Genomic DNA, 23985 nt, shown 5'->3' with positions numbered 1-23985 from the left:
GCCCTGCCCTGCCCTGCCCTGCCCTGCCCTGCCCCTGCCCTGCCCTGCCCTGCCCCTGCCCTGCCCCTGCCCTGCCCGCCTTGGCCACGACAGCGACGGTCGCGGATGGCCTGGGGCACGCCTGCCGAAGTGACGGCCGACAATAGCGCCGGGATCTTCGCTGAGTTTCCGGAGAATGACCGTTCGGCATTTACGTCCTTTGCCGATGAAGGGCGCGGCGATACCGGCCGCTCCATTGTGCGGCTGGGTGCCGCCTTGGTGTCAGCGGCGGGCGGGGCGGAAACTGTCGAAAATGAGTTGGAGGTCGTCGCGGTAACGGGACCAGTCGGCGTCTCGGGTTTGCCAATAGAAGCCGTAGGCCTGATCGGAGGCGGTGATGACGCCGCGGTTGTTGACGTGCTGGCGGGTGCCGTTACGGGTGAAGGTGAACTCCCAGTCGGCGGCCTTGCGGAAGTAGTCGACCTCCTTGATATGGATCTCGCGGTAGTTGGGGAAATCGCCTACGGAGACGCGGTAGTCGGCCTTGCCTCGCCAGTCGGCTACCGGGTCGGGCTCGGGCTGGCGGGTCTGGTCGATGCCGAGGACGCGGCCGGAGGAGCTGTCGCGGAAGTAGACGATGGAGCCTTCCTTCGAGCGGGTCCAGCCCTCGGGGACATAGACGGCGAAGCCGGTGGCGTCGCGGTAGTCGCGCCAGCCGTCGGGCAGCCTCGGCAGAGTCGAACCGGCCTGGGCGGTTGTTGCGGGAGGGGTGGTGCGAGAGGTTGCCGGGCTCGGTGACCGCGACTCGGCAGCCGAGGGTGAGCCAGGGGCCCCGGCGTCGGCCGAGGTGGATGCCGACGGATCGGTGGAGGCTTGCGCCGAGCCGGTGGCGGGCGCCGACTGCGCGGGTGGCGCGCCGGACGGGTTGCGGTCGCCGGCGGAGTCGGCTCCGGCCCGGACCACGAGCCAGACGATGCCGGCGAGCAGCAGGACGGCGACCGCGGCGGCCAGCGCCAACCGAGTCCGGTGCGAGCCACGCGAACCGGCGGCCGCGGGGTCCGGCGAAGCCATGGGCTCGACGGACTTCGGCGTAACGGGTGCCGGCCGGGAGGGAGTTGGCGTGGCCGAAACCGACGCGGCGGGGTTCTGGGCGGCGTGGTTCAGAGCGGCGGGGTCGGGCTCCGCGGAGACCGGCTCGGCGGGTTCAGGCGTGGCCGGTGCGGGCCGGGCAGAAGGCGGCGTGGCCGAAACCGACGCGGCGGGGTTCTCGGCGGCGTGGTTCAGAGCGGCAGGGTCGGGCTCGGCGGAGACCGGCTCGGCGGAGACCGGCTCGGCGGGTTCAGGCGTGGCCGATGCCGGCCGGGCGGAAGCCGGCGTGGCCGAAACCGACGCGGCGGAGTCGGGCGCTGCGTCCGGCGCTGCGGGCGCAAGCTGCGCGGGAACCGGCTCCGATGGAAGGGGCGGGGCGGAGACAGGCTCTGGGGTCCGCTGCGCGGGGATCGGCTCGGCGGGCGCAGGCGCGGCAGCAGCGGCAGATCCGGTGAAGGGAGCCAGGCCGGGAGCGGGGGTGGCCGGGGCGTCGGGGGTCTGCTTCGCGGCGTCCGGCGAGTCAAGGGCCGGCACATCGGGGGCCGACGCCTCGGGGGCCGGGCTGACGAGGGCTGGGCTCATGGGGGCCGGCGCCTCGGGGGCTGGGCTGACTGGGGAGGGCTGGGATTGAGCCGGTATCGCGGGAGGGAGGCTGTTGCGGTTGGGCGGGGTGTCGACCCGTACTACTGGAGCGTGGCCGTAGGAACCGGAAGCCGCGGCTCGGAGCAGGTGCTCCGCTTCGGTGGCGTTGATGCGGTTGGCCGGGTTCTTCTGGAGGAGGCCGGTGAGCAGGGGTTCCAGGACGCCGGCTCGGTGGGGCGGGTCGGGCTCGTCGGCTGCCAGGGCGGTGAGGGTGGCTATCGCGGAGCCGCGGTGGAACGGGGACTGGCCCTCCACGGCGGCGTAGAGGGTGGCGCCCAGGGACCACAGGTCGGAGGCCATGCCGGCGGTGCCGGTTTTCGCGCGTTCGGGGGACATGTATTCGGGTGAGCCCAGGACCATGTCGGAGCTGCTCAGGCCGGCGTCGCCCTCGATGGTGGCGATGCCGAAGTCGGTCAGCAGGACGCGGCCGTCGTCGGCCAGCAGGACGTTCGCGGGCTTGACGTCGCGGTGGTCGACGCCGGCTCGGTGGGATGCCCTCAAGGCTGCCAGCAGCTCCAGGCCGATGCGGGCCACGCGGCGGGGCTCCAGCGGGCCGTCGGCGTGCAGCACCTCCTGCAGGGAGCGCGACGGTACGTACTCCATGACGATCCAGACCTTGCCGTCCACCTCGAGGACGTCGAAGACCTGCACCACGTTCGGATGGCTCAGACGGGCCGCCGCCCGGGCCTCGCGCAGCGTGCGGCGGTGGGCGGCGTCGCTGTCGTTCAGGACCTCCTTGACGGCGACGTCGCGTTCGAGAACCTCGTCCCGGGCTCGCCAGACTCGGCCCATGCCGCCCTGTCCGAGTGACTCGCCGAGCCGGTAACGGCCGGTAATGAGGGGCATGGCGGTCGATATACCCCACCCATCGTGCGCTCAGACCTGCACGGATGGTCTCAGCGGCTTCGGAATGTGCAATACTTCCGGCACCCGGAATCGAAAGTTTCGACGGGGTGGTCCGGGCGAGCGAGGAGAGTCGGATGGCCGTGGGCGGGCGACGGGTGACGATCGCGACCATCGCGGAAGCGGCGGGTGTCTCCGTTCCGACAGTGTCGCGCGTGCTCAACGGGCGCACTGACGTGTCGCCGGAGACGCGCGACCGGATCGAACACCTTCTCCGCGAGCACGACTACCGGCCTCGTAACTCTCGGCAGCCGCTGCGGGCGGGGCTCATCGACCTCGTTTTTCACGACCTGGACAGCCCGTGGGCGGTCGAGCTGATCCGCGGTGTCGAGGAGGTCACGCACGCCGCCGGGGTCGGCACGGTCGTCTCCGCCGTGCACCGGCGCACCGCCTCCACCCGGCAGTGGCTGCAGAACCTCAGGTCTCGGCAGTCCGACGGGGTGATCCTGGTGATCTCCGACGGGGCCGGGCCGGTCAGCACCGAGCTGCACCGGCTCAACGTGCCGATGGTCATCATCGACCCGGCGGGCGGGGCCGCGGCGGACGTGCCGACGATCGGGGCCACCAACTGGTCCGGCGGGCGCAGCGCCACCGAACACCTGATCTCGCTGGGGCACACGCGGATCGGCCTGGTCGAGGGGCCGCGCAACCTGCTGTGCAGCCGGGCGCGGCTGGACGGATACCGGGCGGCGCTGGAATCGGCGGGGCTGCGGGTCGACCGCAAGCTCGTCGAGCCGGGCGACTTCACGCACGAGTCGGGTTTCGCCGCCGCCGAGCGGCTGCTCCAGCGCGACGACCGGCCCACCGCGATCTTCGCGTCGAGCGATCAGATGGCGCTCGGGGTCTACGAGGCGGCGCGCCTGCGCGGCCTGCGGGTGCCCGACGACCTGAGCATCGTCGGCTTCGACGACCTACCGGAGGCGCGCTGGTCGTCGCCGCCGCTGACGACCGTGCGCCAGCCGCTCGCCGACATGGGCGGGCTCGCCGCGCGCACCGTCCTGCGGTTGTCGCGCGGCGAGCCCATCGAGACTCCCCGGGTGGAGCTGGCCACCGAGCTGGTCGTACGGGAGAGCACCGCCCTACTTGCCGAAGCCCGCCGTGAGACCGCTCAGTAGCTGGCGGCGGCCGATCGCGTAGAGCAGGACGATCGGCACGGTGGTGAGGGTGACCGACGCGGCGATGGCCGGCACGTTGATGCCGAACTGGCCCTGGAAGTTCGCGAGAGCCAGCGGGATCGTGCGCTGGTCGGGGTTCTGGGTGAGCACCAGCGGGAGCAGGAAGCCGTTCCAGATGCCGAGCGCGTTGTAGATCGTCACCGTGACCAGCGCGGGGCGGGTCAGCGGGAACGCCAGCCGCCACATGGTGCCCCACTCACTCGCGCCGTCCATGCGCATCGACTCGAAGAGCTCCTTCGGGACGTCGCGAATGAAGTTGGACAGCACGAGCACCGACAGCGGGATGGCGAAGGCGATCGACGGCAGCACGATGGCGAGCAGCGTGTCGTACAGCTTGAGCCGGATGATGATCAGGTAGACCGGGATGATCACCGCCTGGAGCGGGATCGCCAGACCGGTCAGGAAGACCCAGTTCATGCCGCGCAGCAGCCGGTTGCTCGCGCCCCGGACGATCGCGTAACCCGCCATGAAGCTGACCAGGACGGCCGGGATGACCGCGCCGGCCGTGACCACGACGCTGTTGAAGAAGTAGCGGACAAAGTCGGCCTCGATGACGTCCTTGTAGTTCTGGAACGTCAGGTCGGTCGGCGGCGCCAGCGGGTTGGTGATGAAGTACGTGTCCTGGGTCTTGAAGCTCGTGATGACGATCCAGTAGATCGGGAGCATCACGATGACCAGCCAGATCCAGCTCAGGCTGCCGCCGAACCAGTTGTAGCCGCGGGCACGGCTCTTGCGACGGGGGTGACCGGGGGTGCCGGTCACGGTCGCCGAAGGAGTCCGTTCGGTGATGGTCGACAACTCAGACTCCTTCCAGCTGGCTCTCGTCGGCGCGGCCGCCGAGGCGCCGCAGCAGCAGCGACAGGGCGAGTCCGACGAGGACCAGGATGACGGCGATCGCGCTGGCCGGGCCCATCAGGTTGGCCTGGAAGCCCTTCTGGTACATCTCCAGCGCGAGGGTCCGGGTGGAGTCGCCGGGGCCGCCGCCGGTGAGCACGTAGATCAGGTCGAAGAACGTCAGCGAGCCGACCACCATCAGCGTCGACGATGTGATGATCGTGTACTTGAGCTGGGGCAGCGTGATGGAGAAGAACTGCCGCACCCGGCCGGCGCCGTCGATCTGCGACGCCTCGTACATGCTCGTGGGGATCTGCCGCACCGCGCCTTGGTAGATCAGCGAGTGGAACGGGATGAACTGCCACGACACGATGAAGATCAGGGTGGCCATCGCGAGCGTCGAGTTGCCCAGCCAGTCCTGGTTGAGCGCGTCGATGCCGAGGCCGGCGCCGAGACCGAAGTTCGGGTCGAGCAGCGCCTTGAAGGTGATGGCGATGGCGGCCGAGCTCAGCAGCAGCGGGATGAAGTAGAGCACCGCGAGGAGCTCGCGGTAGCGCTTGCTGGTGGCCAGGAAGACACCGATCAGGATGGACATCGGCGTCTGCACGGCCCACGACAACGCCATGATCACGAAGGTGATCCAGAGGGCGTGCGGCAGGCCGGGATCGGTCAGCGTCGCCTTCCAGCTGGTCAGGCCGGTCACCGAGATGTCGCCGATGCCGTTCCAGGTGGTGAAGCTCAGGAACAGCACTCCGAACAGGGGGATGATGCCGAAGAGCACGAACCAGACGAAGGCCGGCAACGCCATCCAGGTGACGGAGCCGGAGCCGCTCCGCCCGCCGCTGGACCTGTTACTGCCCTTCGTCCGTACGACGGGCGGAGCGATCGTGGTCACTTGCCGATGACTCCGTTCATGGCGTCCACCCACTGCTGTGGGCTGACCTGCAGCTGGAACAGCTTCGCGATGTTGTCCAGCAGCGTCTCGGCGGCGGTCGGGCTCAGCGCCTGGTCCCAGGACTGGGCGAAGACCTTGGCGTTGGAGGCGATGGCGGACATGTCCTTGAGGAACGCCGCGTCGTCTCCGGTGAACAGGCTATCGCTGTTCTTCAGAACCGGCACGCCGCCGGACTTGACCCAGCCGGCCTTCTCCTCGTCGTCGACGAGCGTGGTGGAGAAGAACTTCTTGGCGAGGTCCTTCGCCTCGGTCGTGGCCTTCGACGAGATCGACAGGTACTGACCGGGGTTGCCGACCGTGTTGGACGGGTCGCCCTTGCCGCCCTCGACCGGCGGGAAGTTCATCCAACCCAGGCCGCCGTCCTTGACGAAGTTGCCGCCGTCGGCCTTCTGGATGCCGTACGACCAGGAGCCGTGCAGCATCATCGCGGCCTTGCCGGTGTAGAGCAGCGCCTGGTCGGCGTTCGAGTCGGCCGTGGTCGACGAGAAGCCCTTCTGGAAGCCGTTCGCCTTCACCAGGTCCTGGATCTTGGTGAGCATGTCCAGCACGGCCGGGTCGGACCAGGCGTCCTTCTCGCCGGCGAAGACGCGGTCGAAGACCTCGGAGCCGGCGGTGCGGTCGAGCAGGAACTCGAGCCACATCATGTTCGTCCAGCGCGACTGTCCACCGAGGGAGAACGGCGCGATCTTCTGGGCGTTGAACTTCGGCACCAGCGCCATGATCTCGCCCCACGACTTCGGGGGCTCGACGCCGACCTTCTCGAAGACCTTCTTGTTGTAGAACAGCACGATCGGCTGCACGGTCTCGACCGGCAGCGCGTAGATCTTGCCGTTGACCGTGGCGGCGCCGAACGAGGACGGGAGGATCTTGTCCTTGACGGCCGCGTTCTGGCCGAGCCAGTCGGTCAGGTCCTCGACCTGGTTGGAGTTGACGTACTCCTTGAGGCCGCCACCGCCCCAGCCCCAGATCATCGTCGGGCCCTGGTCGGCGCCGAGCGCCGTCTTGATCTTCTGCTTGTAGGCGTCGTTCTGGAAGAACGTCGGGGTGATCTTGGTGTCCGGGTTGGCCTTGTTGAACCGGTCGATCGCCGCCTGGCGGATCGGCTCACCGGGCTCGCCGCTCAGCGACCAGTAGCTCGCCGCGCCGCCGCCTCCGCCGCTGGAGCCGCCGCTCTTGTCCTCGGGGCCGGAGCTGCCACAAGCCGCCAGCGCGGCGGCACCAGCGGCGCCCGCGGCCAGGCCGAGGAAGTTTCGCCGGGAGAAGTTGCTATTGATCACGCTGAATCTCCGTACTCGAATTGCCGCTTCGGGTGAGGGGTCGTCCGCGTCACAGAGACTGCAACTTTCGTACGACGACCGCAAGTTAACGTGAGGTTTCGTTAACGTAGGGTTTCAGGGTGATCATGTCAAGGGTCTTGCCGTGGTCGCGCTCCCACAGCAAGAGTGGACGCCATCTCGACCTGATTTCGCAGGCGGCCCTAAGATCACCCAGCGCCGAAAGTTCGCGCTGTGCAAACACTGAAAGTTTCGGAACCTCTGAGGAGTTGCGCCGTGACCGTAGAACATCGATGGCAGGATCCGGCGCTCCCCGTCGCTGACCGCGTTGACGCCCTGATGGCCGCCATGACGATCGAGGAGAAGGTCGGCCAGCTGGGCAGCCGCTGGCTCGGCAACGACATGCAGGAGGAGGAGACCGACCCCGAGGAGACCCTCAACGTCGCTCCCATGCAGGACGTCTTCGCCGCATCCGGCACCATCTCCCTCGAGGAGGCCAGCCGGCAGGGCCTCGGTCATCTGACCCGGGTGTACGGCAGCAAGCCGCTCACGCCGGCCGAGGGCGCCGCCGAGCTGGTCCGTCAACAGCAGATCGTCCTCGCCAACTCGCGCCTCGGCATCCCCGCCCTGGTCCACGAGGAGTGCCTGACCGGCTTCACCGCCTTCGGCGCAACGGTCTATCCCGCCGCCATCGCCTGGGGCGCTACCTTCGACCCGTCGCTGGTCGAGCGGATGGCTGCCGCGATCGGCCGCGACATGGCGGCCCTCGGCGTGCACCAGGGCCTCTCCCCCGTGCTCGACGTCGTGCGCGACTACCGCTGGGGCCGCGTCGAGGAGACCATCGGCGAGGACCCGTACCTGGTGGCGCTGCTCGGCGCGGGATACGTCCGCGGCCTGGAGAGCGCCGGCGTGATCGCGACGCTCAAGCACTTCGCCGGCTATTCGGCCTCGCGCGGCGCCCGCAACCACGGCCCGGTCTCGATGGGGCGGCGCGAGCTGCTCGACATCATCCTGCCGACCTTCGAGACGGCGATCCGCGAGGGCGGCGCCCGCTCGGTGATGAACTCCTACTCCGACATCGACGGCGTGCCGGCCGGGGCGGACCCGTGGCTGCTCACGGAGGTGCTGCGGGACAAATGGGGCTTCACCGGCACGGTCGTCTCCGACTACTGGGCGGTGCCGTTCCTCGCGTCGACCCATCACGTCGCGGCCGACGAGACCGAGGCGGGCGTGCAGGCGCTGACCGCCGGCATCGACGTGGAGCTGCCGGACACGCTGGGCTTCTCGGCCGCCCTGATCGACAAGGTCCCGCACGAGCTGATCGACCGGGCCGTCCGCAGACTTCTCACCCAGAAGATCGAGCTTGGCCTGCTGGACGCGGACTGGACGCCCTCGTCGTCGGTCGCGGACGCGGCGGAGGTGCGGCTCGACTCGGCCGCCAACCGCGAGCTCGCCCGCGAGATGGCGGAGAAGTCGATCGTCCTGCTCGACGCGGGCACGGCGCTGCCGCTGGACCCGTCCCGCAGGATCGCCGTGGTCGGGCCGGCCGCTGACGACGCGCGCACCTTCATGGGCTGCTACGCGTTCCCCAACCACGTGCTGCCCCGCTACCCGGGCATCGGCCTCGGCATCGAGGTGCCGACGGCCATCGAAGCGCTTCGCTCCGAGTTTTCGCACGTCTCGTACGCCCGGGGCTGCGACGTGAACAGCGACGACCGCTCCGGTTTCGCGGAGGCGGTGGCGGCGGCCCGCGAGGCCGACGTGGTCGTGGCGATGGTCGGCGACCTGGCCGGCCTCTTCGGGCACGGCACCTCGGGCGAGGGCTGTGACGCCGAGGACCTGCGCCTGCCCGGCGTCCAGGCCGACCTGATCGAGGAACTGCTGGCCACGGGTACGCCGGTGGTCGTCGTGGTGGTGAGCGGCCGGCCGTACGCGCTGGGCGACATCGCCGGCCGCACGGCGGGACTGGTGCAGGCGTTCATGCCGGGCGAGGAGGGCGGCGCGGCGATCGCCGGCATCCTCTCCGGCCGGGTGCAGCCGGGCGCCAAGCTGCCGGTGCAGATCCCGCGGCACACCGGAGGGCAGCCGGGCACCTACCTGCAGCCGTCGCTCGGCGCGGAGAACACCGGGGTCAGCAACCTCGACCCGACGCCGCTCTTCCCGTTCGGGCACGGCCGCTCGTACACCTCCTTCGAGGTCGACGACCTGCGGATCAGCTCGGGCGAGGTGCCGACGGACGGGGAGTTCACGGTGACCGTCCGGGTGCGCAACACGGGCGAGCGGGCCGGGGACGAGGTCGTCCAGCTGTATCTGCACGACGTGATCGGCCAGGTCACGCGGCCGGTCAAGCAGCTGACCGGGTTCGCCCGGGTGCCGCTCGAAGCGGGTGAGGCCAAGGACGTCGAGTTCACCGTGCACACGGACCGCACCGCGTACACGGGCCGCGACCTCACGACGATCGTCGACCCGGGCGAGATCGAGGTGCTGGTCGGCACGTCGGCGGCGGACCTCCCGTGCCGCGGCAAGGTGACGCTGACCGGGCCGGTGCGCGAGGTCGGCCGGGACCGCCGGCTCGTGACCCCGGTCGAGGTTCGCAAGGCCTGACGAGACGTACGCCGATCCGCCCGTTCCGAAAATTCGGGCGGATCGGCTTCGAAACTTGTACCCGGCTTCCGGGATCTTCCGGGTTCGCAGGTCTGCCCGTTCTCGCTTTCCGTTTTGCCCTGCCGCCCGTCTTTGTTTTCTCGGCCCGTTGTCTCTTGTCAGCCGGTCGCCTCTTGTCAGCCGGCCGCCTCTTGTCAGCCGGCCGCCTCTTGTCAGCCGGCCGCCTCTTGTCAGCCGGCTGTCAGGAGGCGGGCGAGCTCGGTTCGGGAGCGGACGCCGAGGCGGGCGAAGACGTTGCGCAAGTGATGGTCGATGGTGCGCGGGCTGAGGTGGAGCTGTCGCGCGACCTCGCGGTTGGTGGCGCCCTCGGCGACCAGGCCGGCGATGCGCTCCTGCTGGGCCGTCAGCGGCGTACGGCCCACGGGGTTGACGGTGGTTGCCGCCTTGGCGCCCGCCGCGCGCAACTCCCGCAGGGCCTGCTCGGCCCAGGGACCGGCGTCGAGGCGCTGGAAAGTGCCGGCGGCCCGGCGCAAATGGTCGCGCGCCTCGGCCGGCCGGCGCCGCCGTCGCAGGTGCCGGCCGTAGAGCAGTTCGGTGTGCGCCCGCGCGAAGCCCGGATCGTCGTCGCGCCCGTGCCAGCCGAGCGCCTCCCGGAAGTGGTCCTCGGCGGCGTCGTGGTCGTCGGCGACGAGGGCCCGGCAGCGGGAACGCAGAGCCAGCCAGCCGCTCTGCCGGGTCCGCCCGGCCCACTCGTCGAAGATGCCGGTCGCCGGCGCCGCCTCGCCGCCCGGGACCAGATGGGCCGCCGCCTCCAGCAGGTGGGGCGTGACGGCCACCCGCAGGATCAGCGATCCCCCGCCGGACACGATCCGGGCGAGCCGTTCCGCGGCCGAGGCGGGCAGCCCCGCCACCAGATCGAGCAGCGCGTCGGCCCAGTCGCCCAGGGCGCGCACCTCGGCGTCTGCCTGCCTCGTGGCCGACAGCCGCTCCAGCGCGGTCTCGCGGTCACCGACGAACGCCGCGAGCAGCCCCAGCAGCGCCAGATGCGTACCGGCGAGATCCGGCCGCCCCGCACCACGCGCGACCGCGGCCCCGTCGAGCGCCGACGCGGTCGCGTGGTCGTACCGCCCGGCGGCCAGGTCGGCGAAGGCCGCCACCTCCAGCGCCGCCGGCACCAGCGCCTGCGCCCCCGATTCCCGCGCGAGCCCGGCGGCACGCCCGGCCAGCCGCGCCGCCCGTCTGTCCTGGCCGAGAAGGATGCCGGTGTTCGCCGCCCGGATCAGCGCCGCCGGGTCGGCCGTGCGCTCGGCCAGGCGCAACACCTCCCGCAGGTGCCCGAATGCCGCTTCCTCCGCACCGGTCATCAGGTCGGCCACGCCCACGACCTGGTGCAGGGCCATGGCCCGGTCGTTCGCCCTCTCCGCGTAACCGTTTCTCCAGGCGTCGGCCGTCGTCCAGGGGTGACCGGCTGTCGATGCGTCGCTCGCCGCCGGCCCGTCCCCACGGAAATGGACGGCCGTGCGCCGGGCCAGCTCCGGATAACGGCCGGAATCGCCGGTGCGGCTGCACGCCTCCCCCGCCAGCAACAGCGCGTCCAGCGCGCCGTCCGGATCGGCGGGCAGCATCTCGGCGGCGACGTCGAGCAGCACGTCCTGCGCCTCCGCCGGGGCGCTGCGCAGGTTGATCTCGGCCAGCGCGCTCCGGGCTCGCGCTCGCACCGTCGCGCCGCCGCGGAGCTTGCCCGCCCGGCGCACCAGCAGACTCGCCTCATGGGCCCGTCCCGCCGCCATCAGCGACCGCGCCGCGGCCAGCAGCGCCGCGGCAGTCGCGCCGGGCGTGGCGCTGAGCTCCGCCGCCCGGCGCTGAGCCGCCGCCGCTACCTTCGGCGGCGCTTCTTCCGCGGCGATGAGGAGTTCGCGCGCGAGTTCCTCGTCCGGGGCGGACGCCACCGCCGCGACGTGAAGCAACGCCGGAAGTCTCCGCCCCGCCGCGCCCAGCGCCCCCGCCAAGGCCAGGTGCGCCGCGCGCCGCCGCCCGGCCGGCTCGTGCTCGCGGACCACCGTCCGCACCACCGCGGGCGTGAACCGCACCCCGTCGTCGTCCACGGCGATCAGGCCGGCGCGCTCCGCCTGATCCAGATCGGACATTGAGTAAAGCCCGGTCGCAGGACTCCGGCCGGGGACGATCGAGAGACGCGCGGGGCGGGCGTCCCGGCCGGCCGTTGCGGGGAACCGCGCGGCCGCCGCGAGCAGGTCCACCGGGCGCGCGTCCGGATCTGTCGCCGCCAGGAGGAGAAGGACGCGTGCGGACGGGGACAAGCCGGACAGCTGCGCGCGGAAACGCCGGCGGACGCGGCTGTCCGCGGGCAGGCCGGTGGGGAGGGCGGCGTAGCCCCGTCGTTGCTCCGGGGTCAGCGCGGTGGCGAGGTCGGCCAGGGCCGCCGGGTTGGCGTGGGCGATGTCGAGCAGGCCGGCGACAACGTCTTCGGTGACGCCGGGCGCGTGGCTCCGCAACACCTCCCGGCACGCCTCCTCGCCGAGCGGGCGCAACTGCCTCATCGGCAGGCCCGCGGCCGCCGCGTGCCCGGCCGCGTTCGCCGTCACGGACGCCAGCAGCGCGACCGGCGCCCCGCCGAGACGGCGCGCGACCAGCCGGATCACCTGCCGCGTCGCCGGGTCCAGCAGCTCCGCGTCGTCGAAAAGGCACAGCACGGGCGCGGACCGCCCGGCCCGCCGCAGCAGCGCGACCACCGCCAGGCACAACGGCAACGTCGCACCGCCCGCCACCCCGTCGGCCCGCCCACCGCCGATGCCGGGATCACGCCCGCTCGCCACGGCGGCCAGCGGCTCCCGCCACTCGACGGGCAACTCCGCCACGGCGCCGGCGAAGGGCCCGAGCAGCCGCTGGAGGCCGCCGTAGGCCACCTCGGACTCGTCCGCATGCCCCGGCACCGAGACCACCGTCCAGGAGGCGGCCTCCGCGACCGCCCTCGCACCTGCCGCGGCGATGCGAGCCGGCGCGCTGAGGGCCGGCACGGCCATCGTCTCGGCGGCTCGGAGCAGGGTGGACCGGCCCTCGCCCGGACCTCCCGCGAGGACGAGCGCGCCCCCACGGCCGGCCGCGGCCTCCGCGAGCAGCCCGGAGATGGCGGCCAGCTCGGCGTCGCGGCCGTGGACGGCAACTTCATGCACTTCCGGTGCATTAAGCATGCGGCGAGTCTGGCGATCGGGTCGCCGGCACGAAAGGCGCCGCACCGGACTTTTCGCCTGGTGAAATTTCCTCCCTGTTAACGGGCCGTTGCGAACACCGGTGCCGAGGGCCGGTGATTTCGCCGATGCGCACCGGCCCGCACGCCGCAAAAACTGACCGCCATCAGTCTCCTACCCCCGAGGAGCGTGTCAGGTGCAGCACCTTCGCAAGTTCTTCGCCGCGGCGGCCACCGCCGTGGCGCTGTCGGTCACGATCGGCGCCGCGCCCGCCCAGGCCGCCGACAACCCGTACGAGCGGGGACCGGACCCGACGCTCGCGGCGCTCGACGCCAGCCGCGGCCCGTACACGGTCGCGACCCAGGACGTCTCGTCGCTCGTCTCCGGCTTCGGCGGCGGCACCATCTACTACCCGACCACCACGAGCGAGGGCACGTTCGGCGCCGTCGCCATCTCCCCCGGCTTCACCGCCACCTGGTCCAGCCTGGCGTGGCTCGGCCCGCGCATCGCCTCGCACGGCTTCGTGGTGATCGGCATCGAGACCAACACCCTGCTCGACCAGCCCGACTCGCGCGGCGACCAGCTCCTCGCGGCCCTGGACTACCTGACCCGGCAGAGCTCGGTGCGCACCCGCATCGACGCGACGCGGCTCGCCGTGGCCGGCCATTCCATGGGCGGCGGCGGAAGCCTCGAGGCCGCCCGTGACCGGCCGTCGCTCCAGGCCGCCGTCCCGCTGGCTCCGTGGAACCTCACGAAGTCGTGGTCGTCCAACCGGGTGCCGACCCTGATCGTCGGCGGGGAGTCCGACACGATCGCCCCGGTCGCCACGCACTCCGAGCTGTTCTACAGCAGCCTGAGCTCGACGTACGAGAAGGCCTATCTGGAGCTGAACAACGCCAGTCACTTCTTCCCGCAGTCGGTGAACACGCCGACCGCCCGCCTGGCGGTGGCCTGGCTGAAGCGCTTCGTCGACAACGACACCCGGTACGACCAGTTCATCTGCCCGGGCCCGAGCGGGTTGTCGATCGAGGAGTACCGGAGTTCCTGCCCGCTGTCCTGACCCGACTCCCACAGAAGCGGACGGCCGGCGGCGACCCCGCCGGCCGTCCGTGGCGCCCCTACGGGGAAGGCGCGGGATCCCACCGATTACGGCCGTGGCCCGCGCATTTCTAGGCTTCCCGCATGAGATTGATGGCGGTTGTGGCCCCCCTTCTGATGCTCACCTACGGCCTGCTGCGCTGGGTGGACGGCATGGACGGCGACCGGGGCAACGGGCCCGCCTGGGATGTCGGGCACACCGCGTTCTTCGTCGCGATGGTGCTGTTCGCGTTCTTGGCCGTCCAGATGCGCCGGCTCGTCATCGCGCGCCGCCCCGCCCTGGGCCGGGCCGCCAAAGCCGCCGCCTCGATCGCCGCCGCGGCCGCCGTCTTCGGCGTGGCCTGCTTCCTCTGGGTGATCACCGGCGACCTGTTCGACGCCTTCCGCGAGCGCGCGCCCCTGCCCGACCCGCTGGAGACCGCCGGCCCCGCCTTCTTCGGTCTCGGCATCGTCACCCTGCTGGCCCTGCTCGCCGCCGCGCGCCGCCTCCCGTGGTGGAGCCCCGCGCTGTTCCTGGCCGGCTTCCTGGCCATCCCCGTCGACCTCGACCTGCTTCCCTTCGCCGCCGCCGCGATTCTCATCGCCTTCGCGCCGCTCGCCCGCCTCGGCGGCACCCGGCCGCCTGAGAGCCAGCCCGAGCCCAGCCGGGCCGCACGCCGATAGGGCACGGCCGCGGGAGCGCCGGCCGGGGTGACGGCACGCCGAGTCACGGCGTGGGTGCGGAGACCTGTCGAGACTCGCCCAGCTCGAACCCAGCACGAGCCGTCGGCCAGGGCGGAGTGGAGATCGTTCACCCACCCGTCATGCCGGCCGAGGGTGAGATCGTTAACACGAGATCAAGGGCGTCGCCGCGGCGGAAGCGGAAACGACATCGATACACGTAGGACACGATCATCTACGACCGCCGAGGCTGTCAAGCATTGGTTTTTCCATGTCATGACCCATGGGAAACAATGTCACGAACGTGTAACGTCGGCGTAGCGGCCCCTTGACAGAGGGTGCGCGGACCGCGCATGTTTGCGTTCACATTTCGTCCGCCCTGGATGGTCGCGCCCTTCGCGACCCGGGCGCATCCTCACCCGTGCAAGGACGGTCCGGCATGAACGCACATCACAGTCGTCATCGGACGGCGTCGTGGTGAGACCGCGGGCCCTCCCCGGCCGTCGAGCGCTGACTGGCCGCCCCACCCGCCGGGCCGGCGCGTGAACCGCCGGCCCGTCATGTCCGATGTGGCCGCCCGTGCCGGCGTGTCGCACCAGACGGTGTCGCGTGTGCTCAACGGCCATCCGCACGTCTCGCCCACGACCCGCACCCGGGTGCTGGCCGCCATCGCGGAGCTGGGCTATCGCCGCAACCTGTCGGCGCGGGTGCTCGCCACCGGCCGGTCCAACGTGGTCGGGGTGGTCGCGCAGAACACGACGCTGTACGGGCCGTCGAGCATGGTGCAGGCTATAGGCGAGGCAGCGCTCGGCGCGGACCTTTCCCTCACCGTCGGGCACATCGCCGGCTACGACGCCACCGCGGCGTCGCGGCGGATCGTGGAGCGACTGGTGCAGCAGGGTGCGGCTGGTCTGGTCTTCATCGCCCCGGTGGACGCGGCCGCCGAGGCGATGCGGCTCGTCCCGCCCGGGATACCCATCGTGACCGTCGACGGCCTGCCCGAGTGGCAGGTCACGAACGTCTCGGTCGACCAGCACGCGGGCGGCTTGCTCGCCACCCGTCATCTGCTCGCCCACGGGCACCGCACGGTCTGGCACGTCGCCGGCCCGGAGCAGTGGCACGGCAGCCGCGCCCGCGAGGCCGGGTGGCGCGCCGCCCTGGCCGAGGCGGGGGTGCAGGCACCGCCGATGTTGCGGGCCGGATGGTCGGCGGCGTCGGGCTACCAGTGCGGGCGGATGCTGGCCCGGATCCCGGACTGCACCGCCATCTTCGCCGCCAACGACCACGTGGCGCTCGGCCTGATGCGGGCGCTCGCCGAGCACGGCCGCCGCGTGCCCGACGACGTGAGCCTGGTCGGCTTCGACGACGTGCCCGAGGCCGCGTACTTCCACCCGGCGCTGACCACGATCCGCCAGGAGTTCGCCGATGTGGGCCGGCAGGCGCTGCGGCTGCTGCTGGACCAGCTCGTCGCGGGCACCCGCACGGCCGCGTCGGCGCTGGTGGAGCCGATCCTCGTCGACCGCGACACGGTGGCGGCGCCGCGGCGCCACCAAGACGCGCCACAGCGACAGGAAGCGCCACAGCCCCGAGAAGCGCCACAGCCACAAGAAGCGCCACAGCGACAAAAAGTGCCACAGCCACAAGAAGCGCTGCCACGAGACAGGAGTTCCTGATGGCACCACCGTCCGAGATGGCCCGCCCGTCCGAGGCTCTGGTGATCGGCGTCGACTTCGGCACCCTGTCCGGCCGCGCCGTCGTGGTGCGGGTCAGCGACGGCGCCGAGCTCGGGTCGGCTGTCCACCCGTACACCCATGGGGTGGTCGACCGGCATCTGCCGGGCCGAAGCGACCGGTCGCTGCCCCCGGACTGGGCCTTGCAGGTGCCCGGCGACTACGTCGACGTGCTGAAGACCGCCGTGCCCGCGGCGCTGCGGGCCGCCGGTGCCGATCCGGCGAACGTCATCGGGCTGGCCACCGACTTCACCGCGTGCACCGTGCTGCCCACGACCGAGGACGGCACGCCGCTGAGCGAGTTGCCCGAGTTCGCCGGCCGCCCGCACGCGTACGTCAAGCTCTGGAAGCACCACGCCGCTCAGCCGCAGGCCGACCGCGTCACCGAGCTGGCCTCGAAACGGGGCGAGCCGTGGCTGCGCCGCTTCGGCGGGCTGATCAGCTCGGAGTGGGAGTTCGCGAAGGCGCTCCAGGTGCTGGAGGAGGACCCCGAGATCTGGGCGGCCACGCGCCACTGGGTGGAGGCCGCCGACTGGATCGTGTGGCGGATGACCGGGCGCTATGTGCGCAACGCCTGCACGGCCGGCTACAAGGGCCAGTTCGTCGACGGCTCGTATCCGTCCGAGGCGTACTTCCGCGAGCTCAACCCCGAGTTCGCCGACTTCACCACCACCCGCCTGGACGCGCCGATCGGCCAGCTCGGCGACGCGGTCGGGACGCTCACCGAGGAGGCGGCGGCCTGGACCGGGCTGCACACCGGCGTCGTCGTGGCGGTCGGCAACGTGGACGCCCACGTCTCGGCGCCCGCCGCTCAGGCGGTCGCGCCCGGTCAGCTCGTCGCGATCATGGGGACGTCGACGTGCCACGTGATGAGCTCGGACGAGCTGCGCGAGGTGCCCGGCATGTGCGGGGTCGTCGACGGCGGCATCGTGCCCGGCCTCTGGGGTTACGAGGCGGGCCAGTCGGGTGTCGGTGACATCTTCGGCTGGTATGTCGAGAACTGCGTCCCGGCGTCCTACAAGGAACGCGGCGAGGACCTGCACCAGGTGCTCAGCGAGCTCTGCGCGGACCAGCCGGTCGGGGCGCACGGCCTGATCGCGCTCGACTGGCACTCGGGCAACCGGTCGCCGCTGGTCGATCACGAACTGTCCGGAGTGATCATCGGCCAGACCCTGGCCACCCGCCCGGAGGACGGCTACCGCGCGCTGATGGAGGCCACCGCCTTCGGCACCCGGCTGATCATCGAGACGTTCCGCGACTCCGGCGTGCCGGTCGAGGAGCTGATCGTCACCGGCGGTCTCCAGAAGAACCCCGTTCTCATGCAGATCTACGCCGACGTCACCCGGATGCCGCTCGCGGTGCTCGACTCCGAGCAGGGCCCGGCGCTCGGCTCGGCACTGCACGCCGCGGTGGCCGCCGGGGCGTACCCGGACATCCGCGCCGCCGCCGCGTCGATGGGCCGCGTGGTGCGCGGCGCCTGGACGCCGAACGAGGCGAACGCCGACCGCTACGACGCGCTCTACGCCGAATATCTGACGCTGGTCGACTATTTCGGCCGGCACGGCAACGACGTCATGCGCCGCCTGCGCAAGATCCGGCGGGAGGCCCTGCGATGAGCCTGGCCCATGACGTCCTGGAGGCCAACCGGCGCATACCCGAGGCCGGCCTGGCGACGCTGACGTGGGGCAACGTGAGCGGGGTCGACCGCGCGGCGGGCGTCTACGTGATCAAGCCGTCCGGCGTGCCGTACCCGGACCTGACCGAGGAGTCGATGGTCACCGTCTCGCTCGAGACGGGTGAGGTGGTCGGCGGCCGCCTGAAGCCCTCGGTGGACAGCGAGACGCACCGCCTGCTCTATCAAGCGTTCCCGTCGATCGGCGGCATCACGCACACCCATTCGGCGGACGCGGTCGCCTTCGCCCAGGCGCGCCGGGTCATCCCGGTGCTGGGCACCACGCACGCCGACACGTTCAACGGCCCGGTGCCCGTGACGCGCGATCTCTCCCCTGCCGAGTGCGAGCGCGACTACGAGCGCAACACCGGCAGAGCGATCGTCGAGGCGATCGGCGACGACCCGGAGGCGGTGCCGGCCGCGCTCGCGGCGAGCCACGGCCCGTTCACGTGGGGCGCCACCGCGATGGCGTCGCTCGAGACAGCGATCATCTGCGAGGCGGTCGCCGGCATCGCGCTGCGCACGCTCGGGCTCAACCCGGCCGCGGCCCCGCCCGAGCACCTGGTCCGCCGCCACTACAGCCGCAAGCACGGCCCGGACGCCTACTACGGCAACTTCTCGGAGATGAGATGAGCATGAACCCATTCGAGGGCCGCGAGATCTGGTTCCTCACCGGCAGCCAGGGTCTCTACGGCGAGGACACCCTCGCCCAGGTGGCGTCCCAGTCGCAGCAGGTGGTCGCCCAGCTCGACGACTCGGCCGCGGTGCCGCTGCCGATCGTGTGGCGACCCGTGCTCACCGACTCCGCCGGGATCAAGGCGACGATGGTCGCCGCGAACGCCGACGACAAGTGCGCCGGTGTCATCGCCTGGATGCACACCTTCTCGCCGGCCAAGATGTGGATCAGCGGGCTGGACACGCTGCGCAAGCCGCTGCTGCACCTGCACACCCAGGCCCACCTGTCGCTGCCGTGGGCCACCATCGACATGGACTTCATGAACCTGAACCAGGCCGCGCACGGCGACCGCGAGTTCGGCTATGTGCAGACCCGGCTCGGCGTGCCGCGGACGACCGTGGCCGGCCACGCCTCCGACCCGCGCACCGGGCAGCGGATCGGCTCGTGGGCGCGGGCGGCGATCGGCGTCGCCACCATGCGCTCGCTGCGGCTGGCCCGCTTCGGCGACAACATGCGGGACGTGGCGGTGACCGAGGGCGACAAGGTCGAGGCCGAGCGGCACTTCGGGGCCTCGGTCAACACGTACGGGGTGAACGACCTGGTCGCCGTCGTCGACGCGGTCCCGGAGTCCGCCGTCGACGCGCTCGTCGCGGAGTACGCCGACCTGTACGACGTCGCCCCCGAGCTGGCGAAGGACGGCGAGCGGCACGACTCCCTGCGGTACGCGGCCCGGATCGAGGCCGGCCTGCGGCAGTTCCTCACCAGCGGCGGCTTCGGGGCGTTCACGACCAACTTCGAGGATCTCGGCGGGCTGCGCCAGCTCCCCGGCCTCGCGGTCCAGCGGCTCATGGCCGACGGCTACGGCTTCGGCGGCGAGGGCGACTGGAAGACGTCACTGCTGCTCGCCACCTTGAAGGCGGCCGGGCACGGTCTTCCCGGCGGCACGTCCTTCATGGAGGACTACACGTATCACCTCGGCCCCGGCCCGCAGCGCATCCTCGGCGCCCACATGCTCGAGGTCTGCCCGTCGATCGCCGCGGGCCGCCCGCGCGCCGAGATCCACCCGCTGGGCATCGGCAACCGCGAGGACCCCGTACGCCTGAAGTTCTCCGCCGCCCCGGGTCCCGGCATCGTCACCGGCATCTGTGATCTCGGTGACCGCTTCCGTCTGGTCGCCAACACGATCACGGTGGTGCCGCCGGACGAGGACCTGGCGGCGCTGCCGGTCGCGAGCGCCGTCTGGGAGCCGCACCCCGACCTGCCCACGTCGGCCGAGTGCTGGCTGACGGCGGGCGGGCCGCACCACACGGTGCTCAGCACGGCGCTCGACGCCGCCACGGTCGACCAGTTCGCCGAATTGACCCGCACGGAATTGGTGCTTATCGACGAAACCGCCACGGCCGCGCACATTCGCAAGGAGCTCCGCTGGAATGCCGCATATCAGCTGCTCGCAGGCGGGCTGAGGTAAGACGATATCCTGCCCCGGGTGAGCGTGAAGCGCGGACGGCCGCCCGGGATGATGGACGTGGCTCGGCTGGCGGGGGTGTCCCATCAGACGGTCTCACGGGTGCTCAACGAGCACAAGAACGTGAGCGAACAGACCCGCCTCAAGGTGCAGGCCGCGATAGCCGAGCTCGGCTACCGGCCCGACCGGGCCGCGCGTGCCCTGGTCACCGGCACCTCCAAGGTGATCGGCGTGGTCACGCAGAACACGGCGCTCTACGGCCCCGCGATGATGCTCACCGCGTTCGAGGAGGCCGCCCTGGCGACCGGCTTCGCGGTCAACGTCAGCAGCGTGCGCAACCTCGACGAGCGCTCGATCGCCGACGCCGTCGAGCGCCACCTCGACCAGCGGGTCGCCGGGCTGGTGGTGATCGCCCCCGTGGCGAGCGCCGGCCCGGCCCTCGCCCAGCTCCCCGAGCATGTGCCGCTGGTCACCATCGACGGCGACCCGGAACGCACCAGCACCCTCGTCACGGTCGACCAGGTGGCCGGCGCGCGGGCGGCGACCGAGCATCTGCTCGCCGCCGGGCACGAGACGGTCTGGCACATCTCGGGCCCGTCCGACTGGTTCGACGCCGCCGGCCGGGTGAGCGGCTGGGAGTCGGCGCTGCGCGACGCCGGCAAGGAGATCCCGCCGCTGCTGACCGGCGACTGGAGCGCCGAGTCCGGCTACCGCAACGGGCAGCTGCTGGCCCGGCTGCCGGAGGCGACCGCGATCTTCACGGCGAACGATCACATCGCCCTGGGCCTGCTGCGCGCGCTCAGCGAGCACGGCCGCCGGGTGCCGGACGACGTGAGCATCGTCGGCTTCGACGACGTGCCCGAGGCCGCCTTCTACACCCCGCCCCTGACCACCGTGCGGCCCGACTTCGACGCCGCCGCCCGGGCGAGCCTCGAACTGCTGCTCGCCCAGATCGAGGAGCGCGGCGCCGACGTCGCCGCCCGGCGGACCATCGCGCCGTCGCTGGTGGCCCGGGAGAGCGTCGCTCCCCCGGGAGGCCGGGTCCGCGTACCCTCTTGAGGGTGCCGCTGCTGTTGGTCCTCGACGGGAACAGTCTCCTGCACCGGGCCTACCACGCCGGCGCCGGTGACGGCTGGGTGGACGCCGACGGGCGCCCCATCTGGGCCCTGCGCGGCTTCTTCGGCTATCTCGCCCGGGCCGCGGCCCACTTGCGGCCCGACGCGCTCGTCGTGGGCTTCGACTGCCCCTCGTCCTCGGCGCGCCGGGTCACCTACCCGGCGTACAAGGCGCACCGCCCCGACAAGGCGCCCGACCTGACCGCGCAGCTGCTGGAGGCGCCCTCCCTGCTGCGGGACGCCGGCGTCTGCACCGTCGTCCACGAGTCCTGGGAGGCCGACGACGTGCTGGCCAGCGCCGCGGCCGCGGCGCGCGACTCCGGCTGGCGCTCCGTGCTGATGACCAGCGACCGCGACGCCTTCGCCCTGCTCGACGAGCACACGTCGGTGCTGCGGGTCCGCAACGGCGGCTTCGACGAGGCCGTCCTGGTCGAGGCGGCCGGCCTGGCGGACCTCTACGGCGTGCACCCGTGGCAATACCGGGACTTCGCCGCGCTGCGCGGTGATCCTTCCGACAATCTCCATGGCGTACGCCGCTTCGGCGCCACCACCGCGGCCAAGCTGCTGTCCGCGTTCGGCACCATCGAGGCCGCTTGGGAAGCGGGCGCCGCCCTGATCCGCGACGCCGTCGGCGCCCACGCCGCGCAGCACTTCACCGACCCCTCCGCCCGCGAGATCGTCGAGCGCAACCGGGCCCTGATGAGCATGCGCCACGACCTGCCGATCCCGCCGCTGACCTCGGCACGCCTGCCGCTGAGCATGGCCGTGATGCGCAAGGCCCTGCGCGCCCGGGGCATCAACCTCGGCCCCTCCCTGTGGGCTCTGACCGGCGGCGCCCCGCCCGTGGTCGAGGCCGGCGCCGACCCCATTCCCGAGGTGCGCCCGTGGGTCTTCCGGGGCGGCCTCTCGGCACGGCGCGACCCCACGCCCGGCCAGCTCGCCCTCTTCTGAGCGGCCGCTCATACACCCGGCTCTTAACTTGATCTTCAGTGTGACGTCTTGTTGCCAACTCTTTGCAACAGCATCCTCGCGCCAATATGCTTCCGTCGCTGGGAACAATCTGAGAGGAGGCCCGTCATGGACACGACGGCGATGCACATCGCCAACGGCATCGTGAACGGACCGGTGTCGGCGATCTTCGCGGTCTTCGCGGTGGTGGCGCTGGCCTTCTGCGTCCGGCAGGCACGGGCCGATCTCGACGACCGGCTGGCCCCGATGGCCGGCCTGGTCGCCGCGTTCATCTTCGCCGTGCAGATGCTGAACTTCCAGGTGCTGCCGGGTGTCTCGGGTCACCTGCTCGGCGGCACCCTGGCCGTCATCCTGGTCGGGCCGTGGGTCGGCGCGCTCTGCGTCTCGACGGTGCTGATCGTGCAGTGCCTGCTCTTCGCCGACGGCGGCCTCACCGCCCTCGGCCTCAACATCACGAACATGGCCCTGCTCGGCACGGCCGCGGGCTACGTGCTCGTCGTCGCCCTGCTGCGCTTGCTGCCGAAGACCCCGGCCGGCCTCGGCACCACGGCCCTGATCGCCTCGATCATCTCCGTCGTCGTGGCCTCGCAGGGCTTCGTTCTCGAATACGCGCTCGGCGGCACCACCGAGCTGTCGCTGCCGTGGATCTCCGGCACCATGGCCGGCGTCCACGTGCTGATCGGCATCGGTGAGGGCGTCATCGCGGCGACGACGGTCGCGACCGTGGCCCGGGTCCGGCCCGATCTGGTGTACGCGCTGCGGCGCTTCCGCAAGCCGGTGAACGTCGAGGTGGGAGCGGCGGCATGAGCAAGCGACTCGGATGGTTCCTCGCCGGCGGCCTGCTCGTCGCCCTGCTGCTCGCCGGCGTGGTCAGCAGCTTCGCCTCCGGCAGCCCCGACGGCCTCGACTACACCGCCCGCGAGGGCTGCACGTTCAACGCCGACGGCGAGATCACCGGCGGTACGTGCATGGCTCAGCAGGAGGGCGACCACCAGCTCGCCGACAGCCCGCTGGCCGACTACGGCATCAAGGGCATCGACAACGAATACCTGTCCACGGGCCTCTCCGGCGTCCTCGGCGTGCTGATCACCTTTGCCATCGGGGGCGGGGTCTTCTGGCTGGTGCGCCGCCGTGGCCAGTCCGCGGCCACCGCGACCGACACCGATCAGGGCCGCTGATGGGCGCCGGCCACGCCCACCCGCTGCACCTTCAGCGGGAGAGCCCCGTCCACCGCCTGGCCCCCGAGGTCAAGATCGTCGCGGTGCTGCTCTTCACGATCATCGTGGTGATCACCCCGCGGACGGAGTTCTGGGCGTTCGGCGGCTACCTCGTGCTGCTCGCCGCCGTGGCGATCGCGGCCCGCGTGCCCGCGACGTGGCTCGCGAAGCGGGCCACCATCGAGCTGCCGTTCGTGCTGCTCGCCGTGACCCTGCCCTTCTTCGGCCACGGCGAGCGGGTCACCTGGCTGGGCCTGTCGCTGTCGGTCGACGGCCTGCACGGCGCCTGGAACATCTTCGCCAAGGGCACCCTAGGCGTCCTGGCCTCCCTGCTGCTGGCCGCGACCACCACCATGCGCGACCTGATCCTCGGCCTCGACCGGCTGCGCTGCCCCACGGTTTTCACCCAGATCGCCACCTTCATGCTGCGCTACCTCGACGTGCTCGCCGACGACGCCCGCCGCATGCGCGTCGCCCGCCTGGCCCGCGGCTACGACCCGCGCTTCCTCTGGCAGGTCAAGGCCTTCGCGGTCAGCGTCGGCGCGCTCTTCCTCCGGGCCTACGAGCGGGGCGAGCGCGTCTACCTGGCGATGGTCGCCCGCGGCTACCAGGGCCGCCTCCCCCGCCGCGCCGACGACCGTGCTCCCACCGCGCAGTGGGTCGCCGCGGCCTCCCTGCCGGTCGCCACCGCCGGAATAGCCCTCGCCGCCGCTCTGGGATGA

Annotated in this window: 18 protein-coding genes; 13 read left to right on the top strand and 5 right to left on the bottom strand. The window is 71.7% G+C overall.

What is annotated here, in order from left to right; genetic code table 11:
• Positions 1 to 261: 261 nt before the first annotated feature.
• Positions 262 to 2556, bottom strand: a complete 2295-nt coding sequence (locus Ade02nite_RS49350; protein ID WP_239168860.1) for a serine/threonine-protein kinase — start codon at positions 2554 to 2556, stop codon at positions 262 to 264.
• Between the two features lie 134 nt (positions 2557 to 2690).
• Between Ade02nite_RS49350 and Ade02nite_RS18435 the strand changes: the two genes are divergently transcribed.
• Positions 2691 to 3728, top strand: coding sequence for a LacI family DNA-binding transcriptional regulator (locus tag Ade02nite_RS18435; protein WP_203764552.1), 1038 nt, complete (start codon positions 2691 to 2693; stop codon positions 3726 to 3728).
• Here the strand turns inward: Ade02nite_RS18435 and Ade02nite_RS18430 are convergent.
• The 3 genes from Ade02nite_RS18430 to Ade02nite_RS18420 are packed head-to-tail and all read right to left on the bottom strand — an operon-like array spanning position 3693 to position 6854.
• Positions 3693 to 4586 (bottom strand): carbohydrate ABC transporter permease, encoded by an 894-nt coding sequence (locus tag Ade02nite_RS18430; protein ID WP_203764549.1) that lies wholly within the window; start codon positions 4584 to 4586, stop codon positions 3693 to 3695. The two genes, Ade02nite_RS18435 and Ade02nite_RS18430, sit on opposite strands and share 36 nt — an antisense overlap.
• A 1-nt stretch (position 4587) precedes the next feature.
• On the bottom strand, positions 4588 to 5517 hold the full coding sequence (locus Ade02nite_RS18425; RefSeq protein ID WP_203764545.1) for a carbohydrate ABC transporter permease: 930 nt from the start codon (positions 5515 to 5517) through the stop codon (positions 4588 to 4590).
• Positions 5514 to 6854: an extracellular solute-binding protein gene (locus tag Ade02nite_RS18420; RefSeq protein ID WP_203764542.1), complete on the bottom strand. Its 1341-nt coding sequence runs from the start codon at positions 6852 to 6854 to the stop codon at positions 5514 to 5516. The genes Ade02nite_RS18425 and Ade02nite_RS18420 overlap by 4 nt, the downstream gene beginning before the upstream one ends.
• Before the next feature lie 273 nt (positions 6855 to 7127).
• Here Ade02nite_RS18420 and Ade02nite_RS18415 point away from each other — a divergent pair, with 273 nt between their 5' ends.
• Positions 7128 to 9455 carry a beta-glucosidase gene (locus Ade02nite_RS18415; protein WP_307871219.1) on the top strand — a complete coding sequence of 776 codons (2328 nt, stop codon included), beginning with the start codon at positions 7128 to 7130 and terminating at the stop codon, positions 9453 to 9455.
• 230 nt (positions 9456 to 9685) lie between these two features.
• Here the strand turns inward: Ade02nite_RS18415 and Ade02nite_RS18410 are convergent, their stop codons facing one another.
• Positions 9686 to 12664, bottom strand: a complete 2979-nt coding sequence (locus tag Ade02nite_RS18410; protein WP_203764527.1) for a LuxR family transcriptional regulator — start codon at positions 12662 to 12664, stop codon at positions 9686 to 9688.
• Between the two features lie 193 nt (positions 12665 to 12857).
• Between Ade02nite_RS18410 and Ade02nite_RS18405 the strand changes: the two genes are divergently transcribed.
• The 11 genes from Ade02nite_RS18405 to cbiQ all read left to right on the top strand — a co-directional run bounded on the left by Ade02nite_RS18405 (position 12858) and on the right by cbiQ (position 23985).
• Positions 12858 to 13721: an alpha/beta hydrolase family protein gene (locus Ade02nite_RS18405; RefSeq protein ID WP_203764524.1), complete on the top strand. Its 864-nt coding sequence runs from the start codon at positions 12858 to 12860 to the stop codon at positions 13719 to 13721.
• A 122-nt stretch (positions 13722 to 13843) separates the two neighbouring features.
• Complete coding sequence (locus Ade02nite_RS18400) at positions 13844 to 14422, top strand: hypothetical protein (protein WP_239168859.1); 579 nt, start codon at positions 13844 to 13846, stop codon at positions 14420 to 14422.
• A 557-nt stretch (positions 14423 to 14979) separates the two neighbouring features.
• Positions 14980 to 16092 (top strand): LacI family DNA-binding transcriptional regulator, encoded by a 1113-nt coding sequence (locus Ade02nite_RS18395; protein ID WP_203764521.1) that lies wholly within the window; start codon positions 14980 to 14982, stop codon positions 16090 to 16092.
• Positions 16092 to 17765, top strand: coding sequence for a ribulokinase (araB, locus tag Ade02nite_RS18390; RefSeq protein WP_239168858.1), 1674 nt, complete (start codon positions 16092 to 16094; stop codon positions 17763 to 17765). The genes Ade02nite_RS18395 and araB overlap by 1 nt, the downstream gene beginning before the upstream one ends.
• Positions 17762 to 18454, top strand: coding sequence for an L-ribulose-5-phosphate 4-epimerase AraD (araD, locus tag Ade02nite_RS18385; RefSeq protein WP_203764518.1), 693 nt, complete (start codon positions 17762 to 17764; stop codon positions 18452 to 18454). Before araB ends, araD begins: the two co-directional genes overlap by 4 nt.
• A 2-nt stretch (positions 18455 to 18456) precedes the next feature.
• Positions 18457 to 19965: an L-arabinose isomerase gene (gene araA / locus Ade02nite_RS18380; protein ID WP_379036371.1), complete on the top strand. Its 1509-nt coding sequence runs from the start codon at positions 18457 to 18459 to the stop codon at positions 19963 to 19965.
• Between the two features lie 48 nt (positions 19966 to 20013).
• Positions 20014 to 21021 carry a LacI family DNA-binding transcriptional regulator gene (locus Ade02nite_RS18375; protein WP_203764577.1) on the top strand — a complete coding sequence of 336 codons (1008 nt, stop codon included), beginning with the start codon at positions 20014 to 20016 and terminating at the stop codon, positions 21019 to 21021.
• A 2-nt stretch (positions 21022 to 21023) separates the two neighbouring features.
• Entirely contained in the window at positions 21024 to 22028 is a 1005-nt protein-coding gene (locus tag Ade02nite_RS18370; RefSeq protein WP_239168857.1) for a 5'-3' exonuclease, read from the top strand.
• 126 nt (positions 22029 to 22154) lie between these two features.
• Positions 22155 to 22853 carry an energy-coupling factor ABC transporter permease gene (locus Ade02nite_RS18365; protein WP_203764510.1) on the top strand — a complete coding sequence of 233 codons (699 nt, stop codon included), beginning with the start codon at positions 22155 to 22157 and terminating at the stop codon, positions 22851 to 22853.
• On the top strand, positions 22850 to 23224 hold the full coding sequence (locus Ade02nite_RS18360; protein ID WP_203764509.1) for a PDGLE domain-containing protein: 375 nt from the start codon (positions 22850 to 22852) through the stop codon (positions 23222 to 23224). Before Ade02nite_RS18365 ends, Ade02nite_RS18360 begins: the two co-directional genes overlap by 4 nt.
• Positions 23224 to 23985 (top strand): cobalt ECF transporter T component CbiQ, encoded by a 762-nt coding sequence (gene cbiQ / locus Ade02nite_RS18355; RefSeq protein ID WP_203764508.1) that lies wholly within the window; start codon positions 23224 to 23226, stop codon positions 23983 to 23985. Before Ade02nite_RS18360 ends, cbiQ begins: the two co-directional genes overlap by 1 nt.

Source organism: Paractinoplanes deccanensis, from assembly GCF_016862115.1.
Taxonomy (GTDB): domain Bacteria; phylum Actinomycetota; class Actinomycetes; order Mycobacteriales; family Micromonosporaceae; genus Actinoplanes; species Actinoplanes deccanensis.
This window is presented reverse-complemented; position numbering and strand designations above follow the sequence as displayed.